The following is a 25,658-nucleotide window of genomic DNA, read 5'->3' as shown; positions in this document are numbered from 1 at the left end:
AAGATCGAAGAATGAGTAAGGTAAAAAAGTCACGCACAAAAATATCAGACGTAGCCAATCATTTGGGGGTTCACAAAACTACCGTATCTCGTGCGCTTAATAATTCTAGTGGCATTTCTAAATCACTCGCCCTTAAGATCAAAAATGCAGCGCGAGAGCTAAACTATATTCCGAACCGCGCCGCCCAGTCATTATGCTCAGACAATAATAGAACCATCGCGTTATTGCTTCCGTCTTTTGGAAACAATGTGTTTAACGATGTGATGTTAGGCGTAAAGGCCGTTGCCGACAAAGCCAATTATGCACTGATGATTGGCGACTCGACCTATACCGAGCTTGGCGAGGAGCGTACTGTCGAATCTTACATTCAACAAAACGTGAGTGGATTCATTCTTACTTCCACGCGCCACACTGAAGAAACGAGAAAAATGCTGCTAGCCACAGGGACGCCTGTGGCCGAAATTATGGATATTTCTAGTGAGCCTTTTGATATTAACTACGGGGTAAATAACGAATTAGCAGCCCAGTCTATGACCCAGCATCTTATCGACAAAGGGCGCCGCAACATTGCTTTTTGCTCATTGTATTTAGATTGGCGTGCAATATTGAGAAAGCAGGGCTGGGCAACCGCACTGGACAATGCTGAGTTGTCCGCCGAGCGATATGTTTCCTCTAGAGCCGACGCCACATTTCAAGCTGGTGCTGAGCTTCTTTCAGAAACACTGCATAAATGGCCGGATACTGATGCGCTATTTTTTGTGAGTGACGAGCTTGCTGCTGGCGCGGTGATGGAATGTAATAGACGAGGTATCAAACCTGGCAAGGATATCGATATCTGCGGTTTCAACGACCTGAGTTTTGCGCGCTCAATATACCCTGCCCTAACCACCGTATCAGTCCCGCGCCGTAAGATGGCAGAAATGGCAGCTGAATCATTGATATCGCTAATAGAGGGCGAAGACGTTGAACAAGCGAGCCAAGTTCTACCCTTTGAGCTTAAAATACGAGAAACCGCTTAGTAGACGTTTGGCAGCTTTCGCCCCTAGACTTGGTGCTCGCAAACCTGCGTTTCCTAACCTATTGCCTTTGAAATTAGTCCTCAAAAACCCAGTGATAGTGCCATTTTAACGAAATTGCAGGGTCGTAAAGAAAACTCCCCTGCACACTCGCTCGATATTAAAGTGTAACCAATACTATTTAGGCGTCAGTATAGAGTGTAGTTATCCACTTCTCTTCATTGATGAAATTCCAGCTCCAGTCGGCCCACTTATCGTCTAAGCCCATCGCTTTAACTTCATCGAGGGTTTTGCCGTCTTGCTTAAGTGCCTTAACGTAGCTGAACGTTTCAGAGATCATAGCTAAAAATGCGCTGTATTCTTGCTTGTTACTGATGTCGCCGTGGCCAGGAATAATAACGGTTTCATCGTCTATTTTAGCAAGCAGCTGTTTTACTGAGTCCATATAGCCTTCCACATTACCGCCAGCACCTTGGTCGATGTAGGGAAAGCGACCATTAAAGAACAAGTCGCCGGTGTGCATAACGTTGGGTTGCTCGAACCACACTACGCTATCGCCGTCGGTGTGGCCTACCGCTAAGTGCATGACGTGAAGGGTTTCACCATTGAAGTAAATTTTTATGCCGTCTTCATAGGTGATAGTTGGCAGCGCTTCCGGTTTTATCTTTTCATCGTTAGCTAGACGAACACGCACATTTTCGTGCGCCAGAATGGTCGCACCTTTGTGGCTGTGGAAAAACGCATTAGAGCCTGTGTGGTCGCCGTGATAATGTGTGTTTATCACATACTTTGGCTTGTCACTCCCGAGCTCACCAAGCTGGGCCGCTATCTTTTCTGCAAGCGGCGCAAATTGATCGTCGATGATCAAAACACCGTCTTCCCCAGCAGATACGCCGATATTTCCACCTGCACCTGTAAGCATGTGCACAGAGCCTTTTATCGCTGTCGCTTTAACTTCGACATCGGCAAATCTATCTTGTGCATTTGCGGGATTAATCGTTGAATAAACCAAAGGGCTCGCAGCAATAAACGCAGCCAAAATGTGTGCGCTAAAACGAGGTGCAGTTTTCATTATTATTTCCTTGTAAGAAGCCTGTTTATTAAAGACCTCTTACACTATGACCTAATTTCACAATTAGATCATTTTTTCATCATCAGGAATATTACCAACATAAGCAAAACGGGGGAGTGTTTCTCCGTCTTTTTCAACCGACTCAACAAACATATTTAGGGGACGAACCCAAAGCGCTTTTTCGCCGTAGCATGGGCGGTATACCACTAGCTTACTTTCATCTTCTGAATGCGTCGCCACTTCGTATACATCGTATAAATTACCTTTGTAATGCTTGTAGCGACCTGGGGTTTTAAGTTCTTTCGAGTCCATAACGTCCTTCATTAAAGTGGAAAAAAATAGTAAGGGTTAGCCAACCGCTTTCATTTGCCAAAGATTAAATGGCCTTAGAAACTAAACTCTGTGGGATTGGCCTTTAATCGGGTAATACAAAACCGTCAGTCTATCGCATAGTATCAGTGCGTTAAGTATAACAAGTGGTTAGATTGAGGCTACTGCATGTTAGTACTTAACAAGTGAGCTTATCGGCTAAATCGGTTCAAAAGGTAACAGCAATTGCTGTGTTGATTGATCGGCAGCAAGACCTATATGAACGCCAACAAGACGAATACCCCGCCCTGTTGCTCGTTCGAAGGCTTCCTGCATTAACGTGCGAAAATACGCTTCATCAAGCGTGGCACAGCGGTGCTCTACCGTAGTTAGTTGGAAGTCGTTAAACTTAAGCTTAACGCCCTGCGTGCGAATACGTACCGGCTTACCAGTACGCTTCTTGTGATTTTCCATTCGCTCTTGAAGCTTTTCAAATAAATGCGGCAAAAAATCTATGCATTGCTCGAAGGTATGAATGTCTTCGCTTAGCGTGCGCTCTACGCCGATAGACTTTCGCTCACGAGATACCGATAGTTCACGCTCATCAATACCGTGAGCACGCTCCCACAGCACACTGCCAAATTTACCCAGCTCTTTTTGAATGCGCTCAAAAGGGTATTGGCGAACATCGTCGCAGGTATTAAGCCCCATACGCTGAAGCTTTTGCATGGTGACTTTGCCTACGCCCGGTATTTTCTTTAGTGGCATTTCGCGTACAAACTCATCGAGCTTATCAGGAGTAATAACACAAATTCCATCGGGCTTATTTTCATCGCTCGCCACTTTAGCCACAAACTTACAAGGCGCAACACCTGCTGAAGCTGTAAGCCCAAGTTCATTTTTAATGCGCTCGCGTATTTCTTCAGCAATTAACGTGGCGCTGCCACCGCAAAATTCACTATTAGTCACGTCTAGGTAGGCTTCATCTAATGATAAAGGCTCAATGAGGTCGGTATAATCAGCAAATATCTTACGTATTTTTTGCGACTCGGCAGCGTACACATCCATGCGCCCTTTTACGAGGGTCAAGTTTGGGCATAGCTTTAAAGCATACGCTGTAGCCATAGCTGAGCGCACACCAAATTTACGGGCGGGATAGTTACAGGTAGAAATAACCCCTCGACGGTCGGCACTGCCGCCTATCGCAATGGGAATATCGCGCAAGGCTGGGTTGTCGCGCATTTCAACTGCGGCGTAAAAACAATCCATGTCGACGTGGATAATTTTTCGCATTACCTGCCTTTGAGCTTAACGTGCTCACACGAAACTGTACAAAAAGACAGTATATTATCAATAGCGTTTAATTACACTATGTCGTTGTCGATTCTTGATAAGATTGATGCCTCACACGCATGATTCAAGGCAATGTTGAACAGGAATTAATACAAATAAGCCCATTAATAACGCTTACTTTTACTTAGGCGTAATTGCGAGTGTGAGACGATCCGGCTATATTGTAAGTAATTTACTTACAGGGTTTGTCATATGGCTAGAACAATTACATTTCAACCAAGTAGAAGTATGAGCGAATTTATCGAAGCGATGGTAAGTTCAGGCAATTATAACAATCAAAGCGAGGTAATTCGCGCTGCATTGAGACTGCTTCAGGAACAAGACGCATCGTCAAAGTTAAATGCGCTGAGGCTCTTGATTGAAGAAGGAGAACAAAGTGAAGACGACATTAATTTTTCAATGGACTCTCTTAAGAAACGGCTAGATAGTAGATAGTGACTAAATTCCGCGTTTCAAAAGCTGCTGCCAATGATCTATATGAGATCGGTGTTTATACCGAAGAGTACTGGGGCAAGGAGCAACGCAATAATTATTTAGATGACCTTGAGTCAAGATTTATCGAGCTTGCAAACGATGCCAACTCGGCGTTAGCTATACCGAGAAATGATATTAAATGGGGGTGTTTTTCTAGCTATGTGAATAAACATATGATCGTTTTTAGAAAGTTCAAATACGGTATCAGAATAATTAGGGTTCTTCATCAATCAATGGATATCGTTCGGCAACTTCAATAGAACTCAACGTTAACGAGCTAGATAGATATACTCACAGAACAAAAAAGCGCTGTCGATTAGTATCAAACAGCGCTTTTAAACCTTAAACCAACGATGGGTTAAGCATTACAAAATTTGGTTCTGCTTCCACTCGTTTAGTTTTTTCTGGCGGGCTTCTTCTTTTTCCATGCGCGACTTTTTACGGTCACACGGTTCTGGACAGTCACAGGCTTTTTCAATACCTAGTGCACCTAAGCCACCACAGCTTCCAGAGATTGATTTTTTCTGAAAAAGGTAACCTACGGCCATAGCCAGTACCATTGTTAGAAAGAAACCAAAAGCAAGAATGAATGTAGACATTGCTACCCCCTAATTATGAACTGTGACCAGTTTATCAAATTCTGGCGATGCATACTCTTCAAATCCGTCTTCTGTGCGACGAATGAGGAATACAGCGAGTTGTTCTTGCTCAGCAACCGCTATCGCTTGTTCCCATCCCATTACATTAAACGCCGTAGCCAAACCATCAGACGTCATTGAAGAAGGATGAATTACCGTAACCGAAACCAGGTTATGTGAGATAGGTTTGCCCGTTGTGGGGTCGATTAGATGCGAATAACGAACGCCGTCTTCTTCGTAATAGTTGCGATAGTCACCTGATGTAGCAACCGCGTTTTCTCCTATTGAGACAACTTTTTGAACAGCACGTTCAGTGGTAACTGGCTTTTCAATGGCAATCAGCCACTCACTGCCGTCGCCTCGTTCACCTTTCACGCGCATTTCACCACCTATTTCTACAAGGTAGTTTTCAATGTTGTGGTTTTCAAGGATCTCCGCCACTTCATCAACGCCAAAGCCTTTTGCAATAGTCGACAGGTCGACATAAAGCATTGGGTGACTTTTCTTTAAGCCTGTAGGCGTGGTTGACAGCTTCTTATAACCCACATATTCGCGAATATCGTCGATGTCTGTCTGGCTTGGTACTTTTTCAGGGCGCTTAGTTGGTCCAAACCCCCATAAATTAACCAATGGGCCAACGGTAACATCAAGTACTCCTCCACTAAGGTTAGCCAAGCGTAATGCCTCGTTAACTACGGTTAGCGTATCTGGTGATACGGCGAAATTGTCGGTGTAGCGATATTGATTGAACCTTGATAGTTCTGACGTTGGGTCGTAAGTAGACATCATCTTGTTAACCTCAACAAGACGGGCATCTATTTCAGCTTGTAAGCCTTCTACCGGTGTCTCCGCTACAAGGTACTTAACGTTGTAGGTTGTGCCCATTGTCTGCCCTTGCAGGTGTACTACAGGCGTTTTTTCGTCGCTACAGCTTGCGAGAAGTAGAATACCTACCGCAACAAAGGCGAGGAAAATTCGAATAGCAAATCGAATCACGATGTTGTCCTTAGCTAATATGCACATTATTCAATCGCTATTATGTGCATTCTGCGTTTTGCTTCAACGAAAAAGGGGCTTACGCCCCTTTTAATATGCTTAATAACTTTTAAGCGAGTAGTTCTTAAATTAAACGCCTAGCCACCGAAGTCATCTAGCATGATGTTTTCGTCCTCAACACCTAAATCTTTAAGCATGTTGATTACGGCCGCGTTCATCATAGGTGGTCCACACATGTAGAACTCACAGTCTTCTGGTGCAGGGTGATCTTTCAAGTAGTTCTCAAGAAGTACTTGGTGGATAAACCCAGTGTAACCTTCCCAGTTGTCCTCTGGCTGAGGATCAGAAAGTGCTACATGCCACTCAAAGTTATCGTTTTCTGCTGCTAGCTCGTCGAAGTCTTCTGTATAGAACATTTCACGAAGTGAACGTGCACCGTACCAGAAGCTCATCTTACGCTTAGACTTAAGGCGACGAAGCTGATCGAAGATGTGAGAACGCATTGGGGCCATACCTGCACCACCACCTACGAATACCATTTCGTTTTCAGTTTCTTTCGCGAAGAATTCACCGAATGGACCAGAGATAGTCGCTTTGTCACCTTCTTTCAGGCTCCAAATGTACGATGACATTTTACCAGCAGGTAGGCTTAGGTTATTAGGTGGCGGCGTAGCGATACGCACGTTCAACATAATAATGCCTTCTTCTTCTGGGTAGTTCGCCATTGAGTACGCACGAATAGTTTCTTCGTCGACTTTAGACTCGATGTCGAAGAAGCCAAAACGCTCCCAGTCACCGCGGTATTCTTCAGGAATATCGAACTCTTTGTACTTAACGTGGTGAGCCGGCGCTTCAATCTGAATGTAGCCACCTGCACGGAAAGGTACGCTTTCACCGTTAGGAATTTTAAGCTTCAGTTCTTTGATGAAGGTTGCTTTGTTATCGTTAGAGATAACTTCACAATCCCACTTCTTAACACCAAATACCGACTCTTCTAGCTCGATTTCCATGTCTTGCTTAATAGCAACCTGACATGAAAGACGGCAGCCTTCGCGCGCTTCACCTTTAGTGATGTGGTCTAGTTCAGTTGGAAGGATTTCACCACCACCTGAGTGTACATCTACACGACACTGGCCACATGAGCCACCGCCACCACACGCAGACGATACGAAGTAACCTGCGTCAGCTAGTGCACCAAGTAGTTTGCCACCCGGTGCAGTTTTGATTGCCTTGTCTGGGTCACCATTGATAGTGATAGTTACATCACCACTTGGTACCAATTTAGACTTGGCAAACATAATGATAAATACTAGCGCCAATACGATGGCAATAAACATGCCGACGCCAAGAAATATTTCTACGTTATTCATTTATATGCTCCCGAGCTCTATTACAGCTGAATACCAGTGAATGACTGGAAGCCAAGTGCCATTAGGCCCGCGATCATGAATACAGAACCAAGACCACGAACACCATCAGGCATATCAGCATACTTCAGCTTTTCACGTACTGCCGCTAGCAATACAATTGCTAGTGCCCAGCCCATACCACTACCAACGCCGTAAACGATGCTTTCAGTGAAGTTGTATTCACGCTGTACCGCAAACGCCACACCACCGAAGATTGCACAGTTAACGGTAATTAGCGGAAGGAAGATACCTAGTGCGTTGTAAAGCGCAGGGAAGAACTTGTCTAAGCTCATCTCTAGAATCTGTACCAACGCCGCGATAACACCGATAAACGTTAGGAAGTTAAGGAAGCTTAGGTCAGCTTCTGGGAAACCTGCCCATGCTAGTGCGCCTGGAGCAAGAATGTTTACATAAATAACTTGGTTAACGGGTACAGAGATACCTAGTACCACGATAACTGCAACACCAAGACCCATAGCAGTTTTAACTTTCTTAGATACCGCTAGGAATGTACACATACCTAAGAAAAGTGATAACGCCATGTTCTCAACGAAAATTGAGCGAACAAATAACGACAAATAATGTTCCATGACTTACTCCTTAGGCTCTACTTGCTCTGGACGGATAGTACGGATAAACCAAATCATACCGCCGATTAAGAAGAATGAGCTGAATGGTAGGATTAACAAACCGTTACCCTGATACCAGCCACCGTTTTGAACCAGTGGAAGGATTTCGAAACCTAAAATAGTACCGAAACCAAATAGCTCTTTAATTGTACCAATAACAATTAGAATGAAAGAGTAACCCAAGCCGTTACCAATACCATCAAGGAAGCTCATCAGAGGTGGGCTCTTCATGGCGTAAGCCTCAGCACGACCCATTACGATACAGTTAGTAATAATCAGACCAACGAATACCGACAGCTGCTTCGATATTTCATACGAATACGCTTTCAGAATTTGGTCAACAACGATTACCAACGACGCAATGATAGTCATCTGGATAATAATTCGAACGCTAGATGGGATCTGGTTACGAATTAGTGAAATAAACAAGTTTGAGAACGCTACAACGCTTGTAAGCGCAAGCGACATTACCAATGCTGTTTCCAGCTTAGTGGTAATTGCCAGTGCTGAACAGATACCCAATACCTGTAGGGCGATCGGGTTGTTGTCCAGGATTGGCCCAAAGAGGGCCTTTTTCATTTCTTTAGTATCTGCCATGAGACTTCCCTTATGAACGCCATGCTTGGTTCTTCAGGAACTGGCCGAAGCCTTGCTCGCCTACCCAGTAACGAATAGTGTTTTCAACACCGTTGCTGGTTAGGGTTGCACCTGAAAGCGCATCGATAGTGTGAGGATTGCTAGGGTTAGCATTTTTCACTACGCGAATAGCAACTTCGCCATTCTCGTAAAGCTCTTTGCCATCCCATTTGTCCTGCCATGCAGGGTTTTGCACTTCACCACCTAGTCCTGGCGTTTCTTTTTGCTGATAGTAAATAAGCTCGCGAACCGTTTGGCCGTCTGCGTCTACCGCTAAGAAACCGTACATAAGATCCCAAAGGCCGCTGCCGTGCACAGGAAGGATGATACGAGATACATCACCTGCGTCGTCGCGAACTAAGTAAACACTTGCCACGTTAGGGCGGCGTTGAAAACCAACATTACTGTTAGTCACCTTAGTGCTGTACTCAGTTTCTTTGGCTGCTTTATACATATCGTAATCTGGCTTAGGCGCTTCTACGAAAGTACCTTCGTCAAGATTTACATAACGCTGCTCTACTCGCTCGCTGTACGTGCTTTCAATTGCGCTATTGCTCATGCCCATTTCATAAAGGCCTGCAGCATTAAGAATGTTGCTCTTTTTATCTAGAGCTGCGTTTGTTTGTTGTAAAGAGCGAAGACCAACAGCCGCGCCAGAAACAACAATTGAACAAACTAAACATACGGCAACAACAATACCTACCGTTTTGCCTAAAGATTCTTTCTTAGCCGACACGTGCTACCCTCCGCTTGATATTGCTTTGTGCGACGAAATAGTCGAACAGTGGCGCCCACAAGTTAGCAAATAGAATTGCTAGCATTACACCTTCAGGGAAGGCTGGGTTTAGGACGCGGATTAGTACCGTCATGAAACCAATGAAGATACCGTAAGCCCACTTACCTTGGTTTGTGAACGACGCAGAAACTGGGTCTGTCGCCATAAAGAACATACCAAAAGCAAGACCACCAACAACAAAGTGCCAATGAGCAGGCATAGCAAACATAGGGTTCGTATCGCTGCCGATTAGGTTTAGCAAGGTTGCGAAGAACGCCACACCAATTGCTACACCAGCAACAATGCGCCAGCTTGCTATACGCATGTACATGATGAACAAGCCACCAAGAATAATAGCAAGGGTAGACACCTCACCCGCTGAACCTGAGATAGTACCGATGAAGCTGTTCATCCACTGATCCATGTTCGCGTAATCAAGGTTGCCAGAAGCCGCTTGGCTTAGAGACGTTGCACCAGAATAGCCATCTGCCGCTACCCATACTTGGTCACCTGAAATTTGTGCAGGATACGCAAAGTAAAGGAATGCACGACCAGACAATGCTGGGTTAAGGAAGTTACGACCTGTACCACCAAATACTTCTTTAGCAATTACAACACCGAAGGTAATACCTAGTGCAACTTGCCATAGAGGAATAGTAGCTGGAAGTGTTAGTGCGAACAGTACCGATGTAACGAAGAAACCTTCGTTAACTTCGTGCTTGCGCACAGACGCGAATAATACTTCCCAGAAACCACCTACCGCGAACGTTACCGCGTAGATTGGCAACCAGAAACATGCGCCATAGAAGAATAGACCTAGTGTACCCGCATTTGCCAAGTCACCGCCAAGGGCAGCGAATAGGCCTGCTTGCCACGTATCAGGTAGTGTTCCTGCGCCAGCAGCAATAGCTTCTTGCGCTTGGAAACCAATGTTATACATACCAAAGAACATAGCTGGGAATGTTGCCATCCATACCATGATCATGATGCGCTTAAGGTCAATGCTGTCACGCACGTGCGTGTTAGCTTTATTTACTTTACCTGGGGTGTAGAAAATGGTCGCCGCAGCTTCGTAAAGCGCATACCACTTTTCATGCTTACCACCTGGTTCGAAGTTTGGTTCGATCTTTTCTAAATACGCTTTTAAACCCATGACTTAACCCTCTTTCTCTATCGTGGTCAAACGGTCGCGTAAGATAGGAGCGTAGTTGTATTTGCCAGGGCATACATAAGTACACAATGCCAAATCTTCTTCGTCCAACTCTAAGCAACCCAACGTCTGAGCACCGTCAGTATCACCAGAAATCAGGTCCCTAAGCAGAAGCGTAGGAATGATATCTAGGGGCATAACGCGTTCGTAATTACCAATTGGAACCATAGAACGTTCAGAACCATTGGTAGTTGTTGTCATATCAAATTTCTTGCTGCCACTTAGGTGACCTAAGTAAGCACGAGTCACTGAGTGTTGGTTTGAGCCAGGTAGGATCCAACCGAACAATTTCTTCTCGCGACCTTCTTTTAGTAGTGAAACTTGGGTGTGGAAACGACCAAGGAAGCCGTGAACGCCCATCGCTGTGGTACCGCTAAGTACAGAACCAGAGATAACACGTACTTCACCGTCTACTTGCTCGCTAGCAGTAAGCTCGGTCAAGTCTGCGCCCATTACGGTGCGCACTAGGCGTGGGTTGGTTGCTGCAGGACCTGCAAGTGAAATAACACGACGGTTATCTAGCTCGCCAGAGGTCAGCAATGCGCCAATTGCCATAACGTCTTGGTAGTTGATGTGCCAAACCGTTTTGTTCATGCCAGCAGAATCAAGGAAGTGGATGTGAGTACCCGGTAGGCCCGCAGGGTGAGGACCGCCAAATTCTTCAACATCAACTGCCGCATCGCCAGTAGCAACAGATGCACCTGCCGCTTTACAAACGTAAGTCTTGCCACCGCTCAATTGCGTTAATGCTTTAAGACCATTTACGAAATCGTCTTGGCGCTCAGCAATAATCACTGCAGGATCTGCTGCTAGTGGATTGGTATCCATTGCTGTAACAAAAATTGAACTTGGAACAGAGTCTAGCTTAGGAGATTTGCTAAATGGACGTGTACGGAACGCTGTCCACATGCCTGACTCTACAAGGATTGACTGAAGCTGCTCGCGTGAAGCGCTCGCGATCTGGTCAGCTGCAATTTTATCAAAAGTTACAGCATCGCTGCCGTTCACTTTGATAACTACAGACTGAAGAACACGTTTTGCACCACGGTTAACCTCTACCACTTCACCCGCTGCTGGGGCAGTGAATTTAACGCCAGGGTTCTTTTTGTCTTCAAAAAGCACCTGACCTTTCTTCACTACATCGCCAACTTGGACGTGCATGGTAGGGCGCATACCCACATATTCTTCTCCCAGAATGGCAACGCGCGTTGCAGCAGATGCATCAGCAATCTCCTGCTTTGGCGCTCCCTCAATTGGGAGGTCGAGACCTTTCTTGATTTTTATCATATGTAATCGCACTACTCTAATAGAAATACCCTTTTGCATGACCGCAGAAAACCTGCCTGTCAGCATGCAAAAGCGCACTATTAACAGGTGTAGAACACCTTTTCGTTGTTGATTGATGGAACTTGCTGCAATTGCTACGGTCAGCCTGTTATGAAGCCGTAACGCATAATTCCTTTTGCGGACGCTTAATTCGCCCTTTCTTTATAGACCACCAGCAGAAATTTACACTTATTATTGTTGTTGTGTAGCTGCAATCGCTACTGCTGTTTTGGTAGAGGCAGAAAAGACCCCTACTTAATTTCGGGATTTTAGCATTAACCCATACGTTTGTGCCACGCTATTTCAAGATAAAGGCAAATTTTTCTACAATTTAATGTAAACCTTTGGTCTTATTCATTTACATTTTGCGAATCCATACGCCGTATCAACTTGTAATCAGGTACAAAAAAGCCGTCAAATCAGACGGCTTTTGTGCATATAAGCATTAGGTTAATTAATGGTAAGTTTAGGTTTTACCAATTAACCATTGGGTCAACTTCACTGTCGTAATCAACACTTGAAATATCAAAACCGAACAGTTTTAAGAACTCATGGTTGTAACCTTTGTAGTCACTTAAGTCATGAAAGTTCTCTTGTGTCACTTGATCCCATAGCGCCTTAATTTTCGCTTGAGTAGCATCGTTAGTTTCTTTGCCATCCATGCGATAGCGATTTGCTTCATCTAACGTTGGTGTATTGCCGTACAGGCACTGTGTGAACAAGCCATGAATCTGCTCAATACACCCTTCGTGGGTGCCTTCCTCTTTCATCACTTTGTAAATAAGTGAAATATACAGAGGCATTACAGGAATGGCTGAGCTTGCCTGCGTTACTAGTGCTTTCAACGAGCTCACATTGGCTTGCACAAGCAAATCACTGTTTTTACCAATAATGGCTGCGGCAGCGCGATCTAGGTCTTCTTTCGCTTTACCAATCGTCGCTTGACCATAAATAGGCCATGTTAGTTCTTTACCGATATAGGTATATGCGGTGGTTTTACAGCCTTCAGCAAGCACATCGGCTTCACGTAAAAAGTCCATCCAACGTTCCCAATCTTCACCGCCCATCACTTTGATGGTGTTAAGGATTTCTTCGTCGTTGGCTGGCTCTAGCGATACTTCATGCACTTTGTCTTTATCAGTATCGTAGGTTTTCGTAGTGTACGCCTGCCCTACAGGCTTAAGCGTAGATTTATACGTTACGCCTGTTTCTGGGTCGGTTCTACGCGGGGATGCAAGGCTATAAATGACCAAATCAACCTTGCCCATTTCAGCTTTGATTTTTTCGATGGTTTCATTTTTGATTTCATCGGAAAACGCATCGCCATTAATAGTTTCTGCATACAAACCTTTTGCTTTGGCTTTTTCGTGGAATGCAGCGGTGTTGTACCAACCGGCAGTACCCGTTTTACGTTCCGTTGGTGCTTTTTCAAAACACACACCCAGCGTTTTAGCGCCATAGCCAAACGCAGAAGTAATGCGTGATGCTAAGCCGTATCCCGTTGAGCTACCAATAACCAATACATTTTTAGGGCCTTCGCCTAAGTCGCCTTTTGCTTCTACATAAGCAATTTGTTCGTCAACCGCCGTTGCACAGCCAACAGGGTGCGCGTTTGTACAAATGAAGCCTCTCACTTTAGGCTTGATAACCATAATAATTTTCCTTATTTGAGCGTGGGGCTATTGTAATGCCGAAGCCACTGATAACAACTCGGAGCAGATAAAACTTAGCATATCGCAAACGCAAGGCGACACCAATGAAACAAAGTGCCAAATTTAGTTTTACTTTGTATTTACGAGAAAAGAGAGAAGAAAACAGATAGGGGAAAGAAACATTAGGTCATAACGCTAAATTTAACCAAGTGCGGGCTAAATTTATAAAACGTTATTAATTATGAATAAGAAGGCATGGAACACAGGTGTACAGAACTGCACACCTGTGAAAAACACATTAACCTAGAACGTCAAGAAGCTCTACGTCAAAGATAAGCGTGCTGTATGGTGCAATAGCTGCACCCGCACCTTGCTCACCGTAAGCAAGATCATGTGGCACGTATAGACGGTACTTAGCACCTACTTTCATAAGTTGAAGTGCTTCAGTCCAACCTTTAATAACGCCGCCTACTGGGAATTCAGCTGGCTGTCCGCGCTCGTAAGAGCTATCAAACGTAGTACCGTTGATAAGTGTACCGTGGTAGTGAACGCGCACAGTGCTAGCCGCAACTGGCGTTTCACCATCGCCTTCAGCGATAACTTCGTACTGAAGACCAGATTCAGTTACGGTTACTTCATCACGCTTTGCGTTTTCTTCAAGGTACTTTGTGCCTTCTTCAATAACCGCTTTGCTAGCTTCTTCTTTAGCCGCTTGCATACGCTTGTGAATTTCGCCGAACGCATCACGTAGTGTGTCGTTATCAACCTGAGGCGCTTGACCTGCGAAGGCGTCTTTTAGGCCAGCTACAACAGCGTCAATCGCTAGTCCGTCAAACGGATTTGATTGTAATTGTTGACCCATTTGAAAACCAATGCCGTAACTTGCTTGGGTTTCTACTGTATTGAATGTATCAGTCACAAGAACTCCTGAAATTAAATTACAAATGCAGTACAAATTTCAAACAAAACGCATAACGCGAGAATGTTTCTGCATTTTCCGGTGCAAGAGTGTATCACACCACAAAATATCTTGCTTTGAGCAATGTTAACTAGGGTGCAAAAGTATCAAAATGTTGTAAATTATAACCGAAAGTGGTTAGACAAGTCGCAAAGGACACAGTATGGTTAAGGCCATATATTTAGGAGGATAGCATGCAAACACACTACGATGCTGAACTGAAAGATACCGTTCGATACCTAGGTAAAACCTTAGGTGAAACAATCAAAAATCAATTGGGTCAAGAGTGGCTAGACCGTATTGAAAAGATTCGTAAAGGCGGCCGAGCTTCTTATCAGGGAGACGCTACATGTAGCGAAGAACTGAAAGAAACTTTCAAAACAATGTCTGACAGCGATTTGCTTACTGTTGGCCGTGCATTCGCACAATTCTTGAATTTGGGCAACATTGCTGAGCAAGAATACAATGCGGCAATGAATGTTGATGCGTCTATTGATGCACTATTTAAACACCTAGATAAAGCTGAATTAACAGCTGAAAAAGTGCAGGATGCGGTTGCAAAACTGAACATCGATCTTGTACTGACCGCGCACCCAACTGAGGTTACGCGCCGTACACTTATTCACAAACATAAAGAATTGGCGAACTGCCTTCAGGCTATTCACCAAGAGTCGCTTAATGATGTTGAGCGTAAGAAAATTGAAACCCGTATTGCTGACCTTATTGCACAGGCTTGGCACACTGAAGAAATTCGTTCAGTACGTCCAACACCGGTTGATGAGGCACGCTGGGGCTTCTCTGTTATTGAAAACTCATTATGGGAAGCAGTGCCAGACTTTATGCGCGAGCTTGATGGTCGCCTAAACGAAGATTATGAAGTATCACTGCCACTAGATGCGTCTCCCGTTCAGTTTAGCTCTTGGATGGGCGGCGACAGAGACGGCAACCCATTTGTAACGTCAAAAGTGACTGAGCAAGTATTATTACTTGCTAGAAAACGTGCGGCCAAGCTTTTCGCGATTGATCTTGATCGCTTGCAAGTTGAGCTTTCAATGTACGACTGCAACGACGCGTTACGCGAAAAAGTCGGCGACGCCAACGAGCCATACCGCGCCCTTCTTCGTCCACTTGTGGACAAGTTCATCGCAACCCGCGATGGCATTAGCGACTACTTAGCAGGTAAAAACCCAGATACTTCAAACTGGGTTGAAAGTGATGATGAGCTAATTGAACCACTGATGCTTTGCTACCAGTCACTGTTAGACTGCGGAATGCAAGTTGTAGCAAACGGTCTGCTGCTAGACACTATTCGTCGTGCTCGTGTATTTGGCATTCACCTTCTGCGCCTTGACGTGCGTCAGGACTCTGAACGTCATGCAGACGTTTTCAGCGAACTAACACGCTACCTAGGTCTTGGTGATTATGCTCAGTGGAGCGAAGCCGACAAGCAAGCGTTCTTATTGCGCGAGCTTGGCTCAAAACGCCCGCTATTCCCTGCTCAATGGGATGCGTCTGATGACGTGAAAGAAGTGCTTGATACCTGTAAGGTAATTGCGAAGCACAGCAAACACGGTTTTGGTATCTATATTATCTCTATGGCCAGTGAGCCATCGGACGTTATGGCCGTTCAGCTGCTACTTCAAGAAAGTGGTGTAGATTGGCCAATGCCAGTGGCGCCATTGTTCGAGACGCTAGACGATTTGAACAACTCGCCTGACGTAATGCGCAAACTTCTGTCTATCGACTGGTATCGCGGTTACGTTAAAGGTCGTCAATTCGTTATGATTGGTTATTCAGATTCAGCCAAAGACGCAGGTGCACTTGCTGCGGGCTGGGCTCAATACCAATCACAAGAAGCCTTGGTTGCGATTGCTGATGAGTTTGACGTAAGCCTGACGCTATTCCACGGCCGTGGCGGTACAATTGGTCGTGGTGGCTTGCCAGCACATGCTGCCATTTACTCTCAGCCTCCTGGCTCGCTAGACGGCGGCTTCCGCGTAACTGAGCAAGGCGAAACTATTCGCTATAAATTCGGTATGCCTAAGCTGGCTAAACGCAGCCTAGGTATTTACGCCAGCGCCATAATTGAAGCCATGTTATTCCCGCCTCCGGCACCAAAAGAAGAATGGCGAGAGCTTATAACTGCAATGGCAGCCCAAGGTCGCGATAACTACCGTGCAACCGTGCGTCACGATAAAGAGTTCGTACCTTACTTCCGTGTTGCAACGCCAGAGCAAGAGTTAGGCAAACTCCCACTAGGTAGTCGTCCAGCGAAGCGTAAGCCACAAGGTGGTATTGAGAGCCTACGTGCGATTCCATGGATATTTGCCTGGGCACAAACCCGTTTGGTACTGCCAAGCTGGTTAGGCGTTATGCGCGCTATCGATAGCGTGAAGACACCGGAAAATGAAAAAGTGGTTAACGAGATGTTCAGCGAATGGCCGTTCTATCGTTCACGTCTTTCAATGCTGGACATGGTGTTCCATAAAGCCGATCCGCGAATCAGCGAAGCTTATGATGAGCGCTTGGTACCCAAAGAGCTTAAACACTTTGGTGAAGCATTGCGTAGCGAGCTTAAAGAAAGCATCTCGTCGCTGTTGGCTATAACCGGTGACGGCGACATCATGAAGAACGACCCGCAGGGTAAAGAGTCTATGGAGATCCGTGCAGGATATCTTCAGCCCCTTCACTACCTGCAAATTGAGCTTCTGGATCGTATTCGTAAAGCCGGTGACGATGCACAAAACACTAGCCTAGAGCGTGCCATGATGGTTACCATCGCGGGTATTGCAATTGGTATGCGTAATACAGGCTAGAGCCCAATGAACGCGTAACGTTATAATGAAAAGCCTGCTCATTGAGCAGGCTTTTTTTGTAATGTCTTAAATGCAAAAAAGGCTGGGTACGTAAGAACGTATCCAGCCTTTTCTAGCAGATGCTAGTACATCCGCTTCAGGCGTTACTAGCCGTTTACGAAGTCTACGCCTAGCTTGATGTCGCCACGTAGGCCTTCAAGCATGTCGTTTTTCGCTTTTTCTTCAAATGCGCTTAGCTCGCCGTATGGCAAGATTTCTTCAACACCGTTTGCGCCTAGGCGAACTGGATGTGCAAAGAATGCTGCGTCGTCGCTGTCGTCAGTTTGTACATAAGTGTACTCAACAACGTTCTCACCTTGCATTGCTGCAACTAGAGATAGACAGAAGCGTGCCGCTGCTTGACCCATTGATAGGGTTGCAGAACCGCCGCCCGCTTTAGCTTCAACAACTTCAGTACCCGCGTTTTGGATACGAGTAGTTAGGCTAGCAACTTCTTCGTCTGTGAACTCTACGCCTTCAACTTGTGAAAGTAGAGGAAGGATAGTTGTACCAGAGTGACCACCGATTACCGGTACGTGCACAGAAGATACGTCTACACCTTTAAGTTCAGCAACAAACGTTTCAGCACGGATAACGTCTAGTGTCGTTACACCGAAAAGCTTATTCTTGTCGTAAACGCCTTTTGCTTTAAGCGTTTCAGCTGCAATAGCAACAGTAGTGTTAACTGGGTTAGTGATGATACCAACACACGCGTTCGGGCAGTTATCAGCTACACCTTCGATTAGGTTTTTAACAATGCCGGCGTTGATGTTGAATAGATCAGAGCGATCCATACCTGGCTTACGAGGCATACCCGCTGGAATTAGAACAACGTCTGCTCCAGTTAGTGCATCAGCTAGGTCATCTTTACCGTGACCGGTTACTTTTACCGCAGTGGGGATGTGGCTCAAATCAACGGCAACACCAGGAACAACTGGCGCTACGTCGTAAAGCGCTAAATCTGAACCTGCTGGCAATTGTGTTTTCAACAACAAAGACAGCGCCTGACCAATACCACCGGCAGCACCTAACACGGCTACTTTCATACCATTTCTCCTATGGGATTACTTCACGTATTTAAACGGAACGTCACACTAATGCAACGCGGGGGAAAACTCAATCACCGGATCGTCTTATTAACGTTATTTATGGCGATTTTATCTCGATATTCATTATCATGAATGATTATGCAAAGAAATTGCGCAAAGTCTACCTGTACGGCACAATATACGCATACTAAATATAATTCCTAACGATAACCCTCAAAAAAGAAAAGAGCGCTAATGGCAAACGCAAAACAAGAGCTACTCATCAAAGCTTTTAAAGAAATTCTTAAAGCAGAAAGTTACGGTTCACAGGGTGAAATTGTTGATGCATTAAAAGCACAAGGCTTCGACAATATCAGCCAGTCTAAAATCTCTAGAATGCTAAGCAAATTCGGCGCGGTACGCACGCGAAATGCCCGAGGTGACATGGTGTATTGCTTGCCTCCAGAGCTAGGTATGCCTACGGCTAAAAGCCCTCTTAAACAGCTAGTACTGGATATCGTTCACAACAACGTAATGGTAATCATTAGAACCAGCCCTGGTGCTGCACAGCTTATTGCTCGTCTACTTGATTCATTGAGTAAAAAAGATGGCGTATTAGGGACGATTGCGGGTGATGACACGATTTTTATTGCCCCTGCTGACGTGACAAGAATTGAAGAATTAAGACAACGCGTTGAAGATTTATTTGAAAACGTTTAGCCATGGCTCCAAAAGCTGACAATCAAAAAATAAGAAACCGCATACAAGATGCGGTTTCTGACTCGGTAATTAACTGAAGCTTTCCTAAGATAAAAGCTTAATTAGCGCATCTGCTGCGGGGCGTGACGATGGTGGATTCTGTCCCGTTACCAACAAGCCATCAGTACACACTTTTACGGCGAAATCGTCGGCACTTTCATATTTTCCACCCTTTTTGACTAGCTCATCTTCAACTAAGTAAGGCACTACGTCAGTGAGTTCCATTGCCGCTTCTTCGCTGTTTGAAAATCCAGTTACCTGTTTACCATCAACTAAGTACTTGCCATCTGGAGTTTTAACGTCCTTAAGCACGATTGGAGCGTGGCACACTGCACCAACAGGCTTATTCGCTGCAATTGTGTCTTCGATTAACTTAATCGAGTGCGCGTTGTCAGAAAGGTCCCACAAAGGGCCGTGACCGCCCGGGTAAAATACGGCGTCAAATTCTTCAGCACGCACATCTTCAAGCGGTATGGTCGACGCCATTGCACTTCGCGCCAGTTCATCTTTTGTATATCTTATTGCGTCGTCTGTCATCGCATCATCTGCAAGGCTATTTGGGTCGATAGGTACTTGGCCTCCCATTGGCGACGCAAGGGTAATCGTATAGTCTTGATCTTTAAATGCGTAATATGGCGCTGCGAACTCTTCTAACCACATGCCTGTTTTCTTACCCGTATCACCCATTATTTCATGAGACGTCATTACCATTAGCATACGTTTTGTCATAAGCCCTCCTTGCGAGCATTTAAAAAATTTTCTCGTCAGTTAATTCGTGTAGTGGAGGGACTTAGATCATAAGCAAAGGCTATGCGCGGTAAGTAACAGGTGTGTGAGATAAATCGCAGACATAAAAAAGTGCCACTTCCTGTTAAGGAGAGTGGCACCTAACACTACAACTTTTTTAAACTAAGTAATTAGAAGTCGTATTTAATACCGAACTGAACTTGCCATACTGATTGGTCAAGCACTTCTAGGTTTTTAATACGTGAATCACTGTTCAAGTCAAAATATTCATATTGACCATCTACGATATTTGCAGAAACTACAGCACGCTCATATTCATAGCGAGTACGCTCGATGCGGCCCCAATCGTCATTCAGTAGGTTACCGAAGTTTTCTATATCAAAGAAAACCGTCAACTTATGCTCAGGGTAAAGCGCTGGTAGTTCTTGTTGAATACGCACATCAATGATTGTTGACCAGCGAGAGTTGTCGCCATTACGTTCAGCAATTCCACCCTTGTACTGAGCTAGCTCTGAACTATTAATATAGTCGATGAACTCTTGCTGAGCTGCTAGGTCACCACCAAATGAAGTTGCTGCAAACAATGGATCATTGATGCCATCTGGAACGTAAAGCAGGTGTCCTGCATCATCGTTACGGCTTTCACGCGCACAACGACCACCACCAACATCTAGCACACATGCGTTGTTTTCATCGAATGTGTAGCTATAAGGCTGGCCAGAGCGACGCTCGGCAAAGATTGAAACAGTCGTTTCATAGCCGTCAATTAACTCTTTCTTCCAATTGAAGCGCATTTTCCAAAGGTGCTCGGTCTGGAAGTTAGACGTGCCAGCTTGTGGTTGTTGACGATCATAAGCAGCAAAGTCGGAGTAGTTAGATGTCGCAGTTGAAGATGTACCATAGCCGATATCTTCTACGTCAGCATAAGTATAACTTGTAAAGAAGTCGAATGAGCCATAAGAGGTATCCCAAGCTTTTGAAGCAGACAAGGCGTATAATATTGAATCACCTTCATCAATTGAGCTTGTTACGATAGCTTCTGGACCTTCGCTACAGTCATAAACACCACGACCATCAGGCGCTGTACTAACTGGGTTTTCGCAGCGTTGATCATACCAGTAAGTAGCATTTTCAAGCTTGTTGTAAAGCACATCAGCAGAGAACAACCAACCTTCTAGTTCTTCCATCTCTGGCTCGTGCGCAACACCTAAGCTTACTTTCCAAGTTGTAGGTATATCAAAGTCATCTGCCAGCGCGTTCACATCGCCATCTGGGTCAATGTTAGCAAGCTGGTCAAGAATGTTCTGTGGAATGTACTGGCCTGTAGCAGCATCTGGTGTAGTAGGAACTTGGTATGTCTGACCAGAACCAAAGTCTTGATAATTGTCAGAAATTACGCCGTCATTTGAGTAGCTGTTTGATACCCAAACGCTTGGCGCCCCACCAGAGAAGCGACCAATACCACCACGTACAGTTGTATAATCAGACGCATACCACTGGAATGACACACGAGGAAGAATTACATCCAGCCCATCAACATCATTGGTGTTTGAATAGCCGTAGCGGTCTACAAAGTTTTGGTTCTCGCGGATAGAGCCTTCAGCTTCATACCAGTCATAACGGATACCAGCGTCAATAGTTAACTCAGCTGTCGCTTCCCAAGAATCTTGGAAGTAAAGTGAGTTGTAGTTGTAACCCCAGATCGCACGAAGGTCGTTCTCATCGTTTGTAATAGCATTATTGTAAAGCAGCGCAGAAGCTTCAGCATTTGCAAGGTCTTCTAGGCTGTTAAATAGGTATGAACCTTCAGAGTTTTGTGCAAATAGGTTATTTACGTCAACTTCTTCACGCTCATAACCAAACTTCATGATGTGGTCGCCAGTTGTGTAAATACCAACTAGTTTAACTTGGAAGAAGTCCTGATCAAGAGAGTTACCGTGACGGAAGCGGTCTGGACCAATCGTCAAGTAATTTTCATCGCCATCGACTTCACGTAGGAAAACGGCAAAGTTAGGGAACTCAGAACCATTTAGCGACTCTTGGCCTGTAGCTTGCGTTGTTTTTGCTACTTTGAACTGTGTAGAGAAGTCTGAAGTCCAGTCAGAGAAGACGTGTGCAATGAAACTTTCAACCTTTTCTGAGCGGTCATACCACGCAGAAGATGCGCCAAGTACTTCGTCTTGCGCTAGGAAGTTGTTACCATTTTGCTCATTGATTGAGTTACCGTCGGTAAGCATATAAGTAAACTTAGCGCGGTGATCATCGTTGATATTCCAATCGATATTTGCAAGAACTTTCTCGTCTTGTACATCGTCTTTCTGGAAGTTGCCTATGTCAAAGCCCCAAACGTCAGAAACGATTTGAGAAACTTGGGCAACATCATCTAGCGTGATATTTGGAACTTCATTAACGGCGCCTGACCCAGCAGGCCCACGATTAAGCGGTGCTACAGATTCAAATTTATCGTAAGCTACAAAGAAAAAGAGCTTATCTTTTATTAACGGACCACCTAAAGTGGCAACAAACGTTTCTTCTTCGAAATCAAGATTGAATTCTTCATCACCATTGTTATCGCCAGCGAATGAATCGTCAGTGTAATAGTAACCAACTGAGCCGTGGAATTCGTTCGTGCCTGATTTGGTTACAGCGTTGATTGTACCACCGGTAAACCCGTTATACTCAACGTCAAACGGCGCGGTCTGGATTGACAAAGATTCAATTGCATCATAAGAAATTGGAGAGCGCTGAGTAGGGTAACCGTTAGCGTTAAGGCCGAAACGGTCGTTTAATGCTACACCATCCACTGTCAAAGAATTGAACTTATTATTCGCACCCGCAATGCTAAGCTCTTTTGAACCACCGCTTTGAACGTTTACTGATGCAAAAGGGTCAAGTTGAGCCGCATCTGTAATATCACGGTCAATCGATACTACTTGCTGAAGCGCTTGAAGACCTAGACTTGTGCTAAGAGCTTCATTAGTATACCCAGTGCCTGCAGTACTACCAGTTACAGTAATAACTTCAGTGCTACGAGACGACTCAAGTTGAATTGGAAGATCCAACGCTTGGTCTAGAGAAAGATAAACGTTTTCTACTTTCGCAGGAACGAAACCATCACCTGAAATAGTGATAGTATAAGGGCCACCCACGCGAAGACCGCGCGAAGAAAAAGTGCCGTTTTCATTTGTGGTCGCGACCGAGGAAGTACCTGTAGGTTCGTGTTTAATTGTGACTGTCGCGCCAGAAAGGTCTGAGCCAGCTTCAGTGACAACATTGCCTCGAATAGACGACGTTGTTGTCTGTGCCGTGGCTGTACCAGCCAAACCTGCAGCAACAGCAACAGCGATCGCTACGCGACTTAGCTTTGCTTTGAAGTTCATGTGTGTGTTTCCCTTTTGTTTAAAATTCTTTTTTACTCGGCCTAGTGTAGTGCAAAAAGTACTACATAAAACCTATGACTTTCACTGAACCCGACAAATTGTCGTAAAGGTTCGTGTCAAATTTATTACAATTTTATATTTTTATTTAACAGCAATCGCCCGAGGCTATTGAGTTTGCAAAATAATACTTGACCATATGGTCAGGTTAATTTACTTGTTATTATTATTGTCAATCTGCGACGAATAGCTGATTCTATTCTTGGCAGATATGCTACTAATAAACAGCGTTTAATAAAAATCAGGTTTACTCATAAAAATACATAACTTTTCAATGAGTTAACACAATAAAATAAATTTACCTATTGCAATAAATAACCTTAACTGATGAAATCACTATATAAATCGTTAATTCATTTGGTCGTTTTTTTGACGAATTTCAGAATTGTTGCTACCGGAAAGTGGATAATTTTTATCTTAGCTGCACTTGTGTGCGGTTCGATAAACTATTTTCAAAATTCCGATGAGTATAGTGACATCGCCCCACAAACCGGTCAATATTTGACCTGCAAAACTGATTTACAGGGCAATAGCGACGTCTTTTCTGTGTATGTTACTGACGGTAGAATTGCTGAAATGGCAAGCGAGCGCCTATGCAATGATAAAACGATTAAGCGCCAATACGGTGAAGTTAAAGTTACAATAGGCCAAAGTGATTACGATACCTTTCGATACATTAATCATGGCGTTGTTGATTTAGCGCTGGTGAAAAGTAATGTCGTAGATGCGTTCGGGGCTGACCAAATTTATGGATTAACCAAAGTAGCATCGCATCCTGACTACTCAGCTTTTTTTATCGCGCTAAGAGAACGACCTCTACTATCTAAAGAGTACTTGCTAGGTAAAAAGATAGGATTGCTCGATTATCCGAGCAGCCGTTCTGGTCATATTGTTCCCAAAACTGTTTTGCAGAACCTCGGACTCAGTGACTCCAATTTAGATATTGTTTACTTCAGTTCTCACCAAGAACTGCGACGAGCTTTGCTCGCGGGTGATATTGATATTATCTCCTCATATTGGGCAGAAGAAGACAAAGACAACTTCTCAAGAAACTATGCAACGCCGCTGCAGGAAAGTGTAAGTGGAATGCAATGGTATTTGAAAATGCAGACGCAAAACACAGACTTATTTTGCGCTATACAGTCGGTAATTCATGAAGTTGCAATGTCTCATCCTAGACCTTATTACAAAACTATTACATTAGAGGAAGGGTGTAACTAATGGGTAGTAAGAGAATATATTTTAAGCCCAAAGCCTTTATCATCTTTAATGGTCTTGTCTTGTTAGCATGTTTCCAATGCATCGCTTTGACTGCACAATACTTTTCACACCATACTTCTCTTCACCGTGCACTTGATAAGGTAGAGCGAAGGGTAAGCCTAGACAGCGCGTTTTTAGACGTTGGAAACAACACCCTTAACACGCCTGTAAATCAGTTCGCCATTTACCGTTATCTTGGAAAACTAAACGGCACGCTTAAGGACGAAAACTACCCCGTTCTAGTCAGAGGAATCCAAGATATTGTGACGAGCAATGAAGACTTTACGGGTTACCCTTTGTCTTTTACGGCAAATTTCGTCAACGCTGAACAAGTCATTAAGGTAGAGATGCGAAGTAAAGCCGTCACCAGTACTTTTGCTTTTAGTTGGACTGCGCTTATCGCATCATTACTCGTTACACCATTTTTTGCTGTTTCGAGTAAAACCAAAAGGAAACGCGCAACCTTAGAAGAAGTTATCCCTCCTTCCCCAAAACTCGTAATCAACTTAAAAGATAAAACGATTTCTAACGGAATCGATGACAAAGCCATCACGTTGCAGAATAAACCACTGTGCTTTTACACGGCTCTAGTAAAATATTGTATAGAGCACCCCGATCAGCCTCTACAGCCACATAAAGACGTTCCGACTGAACTACTGGCTCTGGCCAACAAGAGTTTTGGTCGATTAATCGAATTGGGCCATACCAAGCGAAAACGCCCAGATTTCAATGCAAATTTAGATAAAACCCTCAGCGAAATACGCGCAGCACTTGACGATGTATTTTCTGGTTATGTTGATGAAAAAGAGACCTACTACCCACCCAGAGCGCAAGGTGAGGGCTCTCGCTCAAAGCAGCATTCGTATGCATTACCGAGTATTAAGGACGACGATATAGAGATAATTGGTAACTAGCGATATTTTGACTTGTTCAGTTAAAAACTGACCACTTGGAGAACTTTTTGGTATTTTTTGCATGCTGACTAAACACCCTGCAATACCTTGAAAATACGATAAAGTTCTAGCAAAGACCGATCCAAAAACCGAGAACTTGTGAATATAACATTGATTCGCGAGGCCTAAACGCGTATCTTTGCACCAACAAAATCAGCTTTATAGT

General features: G+C 44.5%; 23 protein-coding genes. 7 read left to right on the top strand and 16 right to left on the bottom strand.

Going from position 1 to position 25,658, the window contains the following annotated elements:
- The first annotated feature begins 11 nt into the window (after window positions 1–11).
- Entirely contained in the window at window positions 12–1,019 is a 1,008-nt protein-coding gene (locus WA381_RS11480) for a LacI family DNA-binding transcriptional regulator (protein WP_014950787.1), read from the top strand.
- A gap of 178 nt (window positions 1,020–1,197) precedes the next feature.
- On the opposite strand, the gene WA381_RS11475 is transcribed toward WA381_RS11480, so the two are convergent.
- From WA381_RS11475 to dinB, 3 genes are all read right to left on the bottom strand, one after another.
- Entirely contained in the window at window positions 1,198–2,088 is an 891-nt protein-coding gene (locus tag WA381_RS11475; protein ID WP_014950788.1) for an MBL fold metallo-hydrolase, read from the bottom strand.
- Window positions 2,089–2,151: 63 nt separating this feature from the next.
- Window positions 2,152–2,400 carry a DUF1653 domain-containing protein gene (locus tag WA381_RS11470; RefSeq protein WP_014977460.1) on the bottom strand — a complete coding sequence of 83 codons (249 nt, stop codon included), beginning with the start codon at window positions 2,398–2,400 and terminating at the stop codon, window positions 2,152–2,154.
- A gap of 216 nt (window positions 2,401–2,616) precedes the next feature.
- The gene (dinB, locus tag WA381_RS11465) at window positions 2,617–3,690 is read right to left on the bottom strand and encodes a DNA polymerase IV (protein WP_014977461.1); all 1,074 of its coding nucleotides are present in this window, start codon (window positions 3,688–3,690) and stop codon (window positions 2,617–2,619) included.
- A gap of 288 nt (window positions 3,691–3,978) precedes the next feature.
- Between dinB and WA381_RS11460 the strand changes: the two genes are divergently transcribed.
- Together WA381_RS11460 and WA381_RS11455 are read left to right on the top strand one after the other, a co-directional pair.
- Window positions 3,979–4,185, top strand: coding sequence for a type II toxin-antitoxin system ParD family antitoxin (locus WA381_RS11460; protein WP_014977462.1), 207 nt, complete (start codon window positions 3,979–3,981; stop codon window positions 4,183–4,185).
- A complete protein-coding gene (locus WA381_RS11455) occupies window positions 4,185–4,484 on the top strand; it encodes a type II toxin-antitoxin system RelE/ParE family toxin (protein WP_014977463.1) in 300 nt (99 codons plus the stop codon). Before WA381_RS11460 ends, WA381_RS11455 begins: the two co-directional genes overlap by 1 nt.
- Before the next feature lie 105 nt (window positions 4,485–4,589).
- Here WA381_RS11455 and nqrM read toward each other — a convergent pair whose 3' ends face one another.
- From nqrM to WA381_RS11405, 10 genes are all read right to left on the bottom strand, one after another.
- Entirely contained in the window at window positions 4,590–4,823 is a 234-nt protein-coding gene (gene nqrM / locus WA381_RS11450; RefSeq protein ID WP_014950791.1) for a (Na+)-NQR maturation NqrM, read from the bottom strand.
- A gap of 9 nt (window positions 4,824–4,832) precedes the next feature.
- On the bottom strand, window positions 4,833–5,858 hold the full coding sequence (locus WA381_RS11445; protein ID WP_014950792.1) for an FAD:protein FMN transferase: 1,026 nt from the start codon (window positions 5,856–5,858) through the stop codon (window positions 4,833–4,835).
- 137 nt (window positions 5,859–5,995) lie between these two features.
- Window positions 5,996–7,228, bottom strand: coding sequence for an NADH:ubiquinone reductase (Na(+)-transporting) subunit F (gene nqrF / locus WA381_RS11440; protein ID WP_014950793.1), 1,233 nt, complete (start codon window positions 7,226–7,228; stop codon window positions 5,996–5,998).
- A gap of 20 nt (window positions 7,229–7,248) precedes the next feature.
- The gene (nqrE, locus tag WA381_RS11435) at window positions 7,249–7,857 is read right to left on the bottom strand and encodes an NADH:ubiquinone reductase (Na(+)-transporting) subunit E (RefSeq protein ID WP_014950794.1); all 609 of its coding nucleotides are present in this window, start codon (window positions 7,855–7,857) and stop codon (window positions 7,249–7,251) included.
- 3 nt (window positions 7,858–7,860) lie between these two features.
- The gene (locus WA381_RS11430) at window positions 7,861–8,493 is read right to left on the bottom strand and encodes an NADH:ubiquinone reductase (Na(+)-transporting) subunit D (RefSeq protein ID WP_014950795.1); all 633 of its coding nucleotides are present in this window, start codon (window positions 8,491–8,493) and stop codon (window positions 7,861–7,863) included.
- A 10-nt stretch (window positions 8,494–8,503) separates the two neighbouring features.
- Window positions 8,504–9,268 (bottom strand): Na(+)-translocating NADH-quinone reductase subunit C, encoded by a 765-nt coding sequence (locus tag WA381_RS11425; RefSeq protein ID WP_014977464.1) that lies wholly within the window; start codon window positions 9,266–9,268, stop codon window positions 8,504–8,506.
- Window positions 9,258–10,460: an NADH:ubiquinone reductase (Na(+)-transporting) subunit B gene (locus tag WA381_RS11420; RefSeq protein ID WP_014950797.1), complete on the bottom strand. Its 1,203-nt coding sequence runs from the start codon at window positions 10,458–10,460 to the stop codon at window positions 9,258–9,260. Before WA381_RS11420 ends, WA381_RS11425 begins: the two co-directional genes overlap by 11 nt.
- A 3-nt stretch (window positions 10,461–10,463) precedes the next feature.
- Complete coding sequence (locus WA381_RS11415; RefSeq protein ID WP_061486584.1) at window positions 10,464–11,804, bottom strand: Na(+)-translocating NADH-quinone reductase subunit A; 1,341 nt, start codon at window positions 11,802–11,804, stop codon at window positions 10,464–10,466.
- A gap of 512 nt (window positions 11,805–12,316) precedes the next feature.
- Complete coding sequence (fabV, locus tag WA381_RS11410; RefSeq protein ID WP_061486585.1) at window positions 12,317–13,495, bottom strand: enoyl-ACP reductase FabV; 1,179 nt, start codon at window positions 13,493–13,495, stop codon at window positions 12,317–12,319.
- A gap of 298 nt (window positions 13,496–13,793) precedes the next feature.
- Window positions 13,794–14,414, bottom strand: coding sequence for an FKBP-type peptidyl-prolyl cis-trans isomerase (locus WA381_RS11405; protein ID WP_014950800.1), 621 nt, complete (start codon window positions 14,412–14,414; stop codon window positions 13,794–13,796).
- A 233-nt stretch (window positions 14,415–14,647) separates the two neighbouring features.
- On the opposite strand from WA381_RS11405, the gene ppc reads away from it, so the two are divergent.
- A complete protein-coding gene (ppc, locus tag WA381_RS11400) occupies window positions 14,648–17,269 on the top strand; it encodes a phosphoenolpyruvate carboxylase (protein WP_014977467.1) in 2,622 nt (873 codons plus the stop codon).
- A gap of 146 nt (window positions 17,270–17,415) precedes the next feature.
- Here ppc and mdh read toward each other — a convergent pair whose 3' ends face one another.
- Entirely contained in the window at window positions 17,416–18,354 is a 939-nt protein-coding gene (gene mdh / locus WA381_RS11395) for a malate dehydrogenase (RefSeq protein ID WP_014950802.1), read from the bottom strand.
- 237 nt (window positions 18,355–18,591) lie between these two features.
- On the opposite strand from mdh, the gene argR reads away from it, so the two are divergent.
- Window positions 18,592–19,056 carry a transcriptional regulator ArgR gene (gene argR / locus WA381_RS11390; protein WP_014977468.1) on the top strand — a complete coding sequence of 155 codons (465 nt, stop codon included), beginning with the start codon at window positions 18,592–18,594 and terminating at the stop codon, window positions 19,054–19,056.
- A gap of 84 nt (window positions 19,057–19,140) precedes the next feature.
- Here argR and WA381_RS11385 read toward each other — a convergent pair whose 3' ends face one another.
- Together WA381_RS11385 and WA381_RS11380 are read right to left on the bottom strand one after the other, a co-directional pair.
- Window positions 19,141–19,824, bottom strand: coding sequence for a type 1 glutamine amidotransferase domain-containing protein (locus tag WA381_RS11385; protein WP_014977469.1), 684 nt, complete (start codon window positions 19,822–19,824; stop codon window positions 19,141–19,143).
- Window positions 19,825–20,012: 188 nt separating this feature from the next.
- Complete coding sequence (locus WA381_RS11380; RefSeq protein WP_014977470.1) at window positions 20,013–23,222, bottom strand: TonB-dependent receptor; 3,210 nt, start codon at window positions 23,220–23,222, stop codon at window positions 20,013–20,015.
- Between the two features lie 384 nt (window positions 23,223–23,606).
- On the opposite strand from WA381_RS11380, the gene WA381_RS11375 reads away from it, so the two are divergent.
- Complete coding sequence (locus tag WA381_RS11375) at window positions 23,607–24,500, top strand: PhnD/SsuA/transferrin family substrate-binding protein (RefSeq protein WP_014977471.1); 894 nt, start codon at window positions 23,607–23,609, stop codon at window positions 24,498–24,500.
- Window positions 24,500–25,453, top strand: a complete 954-nt coding sequence (locus WA381_RS11370; protein ID WP_014977472.1) for a hypothetical protein — start codon at window positions 24,500–24,502, stop codon at window positions 25,451–25,453. Before WA381_RS11375 ends, WA381_RS11370 begins: the two co-directional genes overlap by 1 nt.
- Window positions 25,454–25,658 lie beyond the last annotated feature (205 nt).

It is taken from the genome of Alteromonas sp. CH_MED4-4, from assembly GCF_037029575.1.
GTDB classification, from domain to species: Bacteria; Pseudomonadota; Gammaproteobacteria; order Enterobacterales; family Alteromonadaceae; genus Alteromonas; species Alteromonas macleodii.
Note: the sequence above shows the minus strand (reverse complement) of the source record. Positions and strands in the feature narration are given on the sequence as shown.

What these genes read in the sequence shown, in the direction of transcription:
- WA381_RS11480 (WP_014950787.1), top strand. Translation starts at nt 12, where the DNA reads ATGAGTAAGGTAAAAAAGTCACGCACAAAAATATCAGACGTAGCCAAT.
- WA381_RS11475 (WP_014950788.1), bottom strand. Translation starts at nt 2,088, where the DNA reads ATGAAAACTGCACCTCGTTTTAGCGCACACATTTTGGCTGCGTTTATT.
- WA381_RS11470 (WP_014977460.1), bottom strand. Translation starts at nt 2,400, where the DNA reads ATGGACTCGAAAGAACTTAAAACCCCAGGTCGCTACAAGCATTACAAA.
- dinB (WP_014977461.1), bottom strand. Translation starts at nt 3,690, where the DNA reads ATGCGAAAAATTATCCACGTCGACATGGATTGTTTTTACGCCGCAGTT.
- WA381_RS11460 (WP_014977462.1), top strand. Translation starts at nt 3,979, where the DNA reads ATGAGCGAATTTATCGAAGCGATGGTAAGTTCAGGCAATTATAACAAT.
- nqrM (WP_014950791.1), bottom strand. Translation starts at nt 4,823, where the DNA reads ATGTCTACATTCATTCTTGCTTTTGGTTTCTTTCTAACAATGGTACTG.
- nqrF (WP_014950793.1), bottom strand. Translation starts at nt 7,228, where the DNA reads ATGAATAACGTAGAAATATTTCTTGGCGTCGGCATGTTTATTGCCATC.
- nqrE (WP_014950794.1), bottom strand. Translation starts at nt 7,857, where the DNA reads ATGGAACATTATTTGTCGTTATTTGTTCGCTCAATTTTCGTTGAGAAC.
- WA381_RS11430 (WP_014950795.1), bottom strand. Translation starts at nt 8,493, where the DNA reads ATGGCAGATACTAAAGAAATGAAAAAGGCCCTCTTTGGGCCAATCCTG.
- WA381_RS11420 (WP_014950797.1), bottom strand. Translation starts at nt 10,460, where the DNA reads ATGGGTTTAAAAGCGTATTTAGAAAAGATCGAACCAAACTTCGAACCA.
- WA381_RS11415 (WP_061486584.1), bottom strand. Translation starts at nt 11,804, where the DNA reads ATGATAAAAATCAAGAAAGGTCTCGACCTCCCAATTGAGGGAGCGCCA.
- fabV (WP_061486585.1), bottom strand. Translation starts at nt 13,495, where the DNA reads ATGGTTATCAAGCCTAAAGTGAGAGGCTTCATTTGTACAAACGCGCAC.
- ppc (WP_014977467.1), top strand. Translation starts at nt 14,648, where the DNA reads ATGCAAACACACTACGATGCTGAACTGAAAGATACCGTTCGATACCTA.
- mdh (WP_014950802.1), bottom strand. Translation starts at nt 18,354, where the DNA reads ATGAAAGTAGCCGTGTTAGGTGCTGCCGGTGGTATTGGTCAGGCGCTG.
- argR (WP_014977468.1), top strand. Translation starts at nt 18,592, where the DNA reads ATGGCAAACGCAAAACAAGAGCTACTCATCAAAGCTTTTAAAGAAATT.
- WA381_RS11385 (WP_014977469.1), bottom strand. Translation starts at nt 19,824, where the DNA reads ATGACAAAACGTATGCTAATGGTAATGACGTCTCATGAAATAATGGGT.
- WA381_RS11380 (WP_014977470.1), bottom strand. Translation starts at nt 23,222, where the DNA reads ATGAACTTCAAAGCAAAGCTAAGTCGCGTAGCGATCGCTGTTGCTGTT.
- WA381_RS11375 (WP_014977471.1), top strand. Translation starts at nt 23,607, where the DNA reads ATGAAATCACTATATAAATCGTTAATTCATTTGGTCGTTTTTTTGACG.
- WA381_RS11370 (WP_014977472.1), top strand. Translation starts at nt 24,500, where the DNA reads ATGGGTAGTAAGAGAATATATTTTAAGCCCAAAGCCTTTATCATCTTT.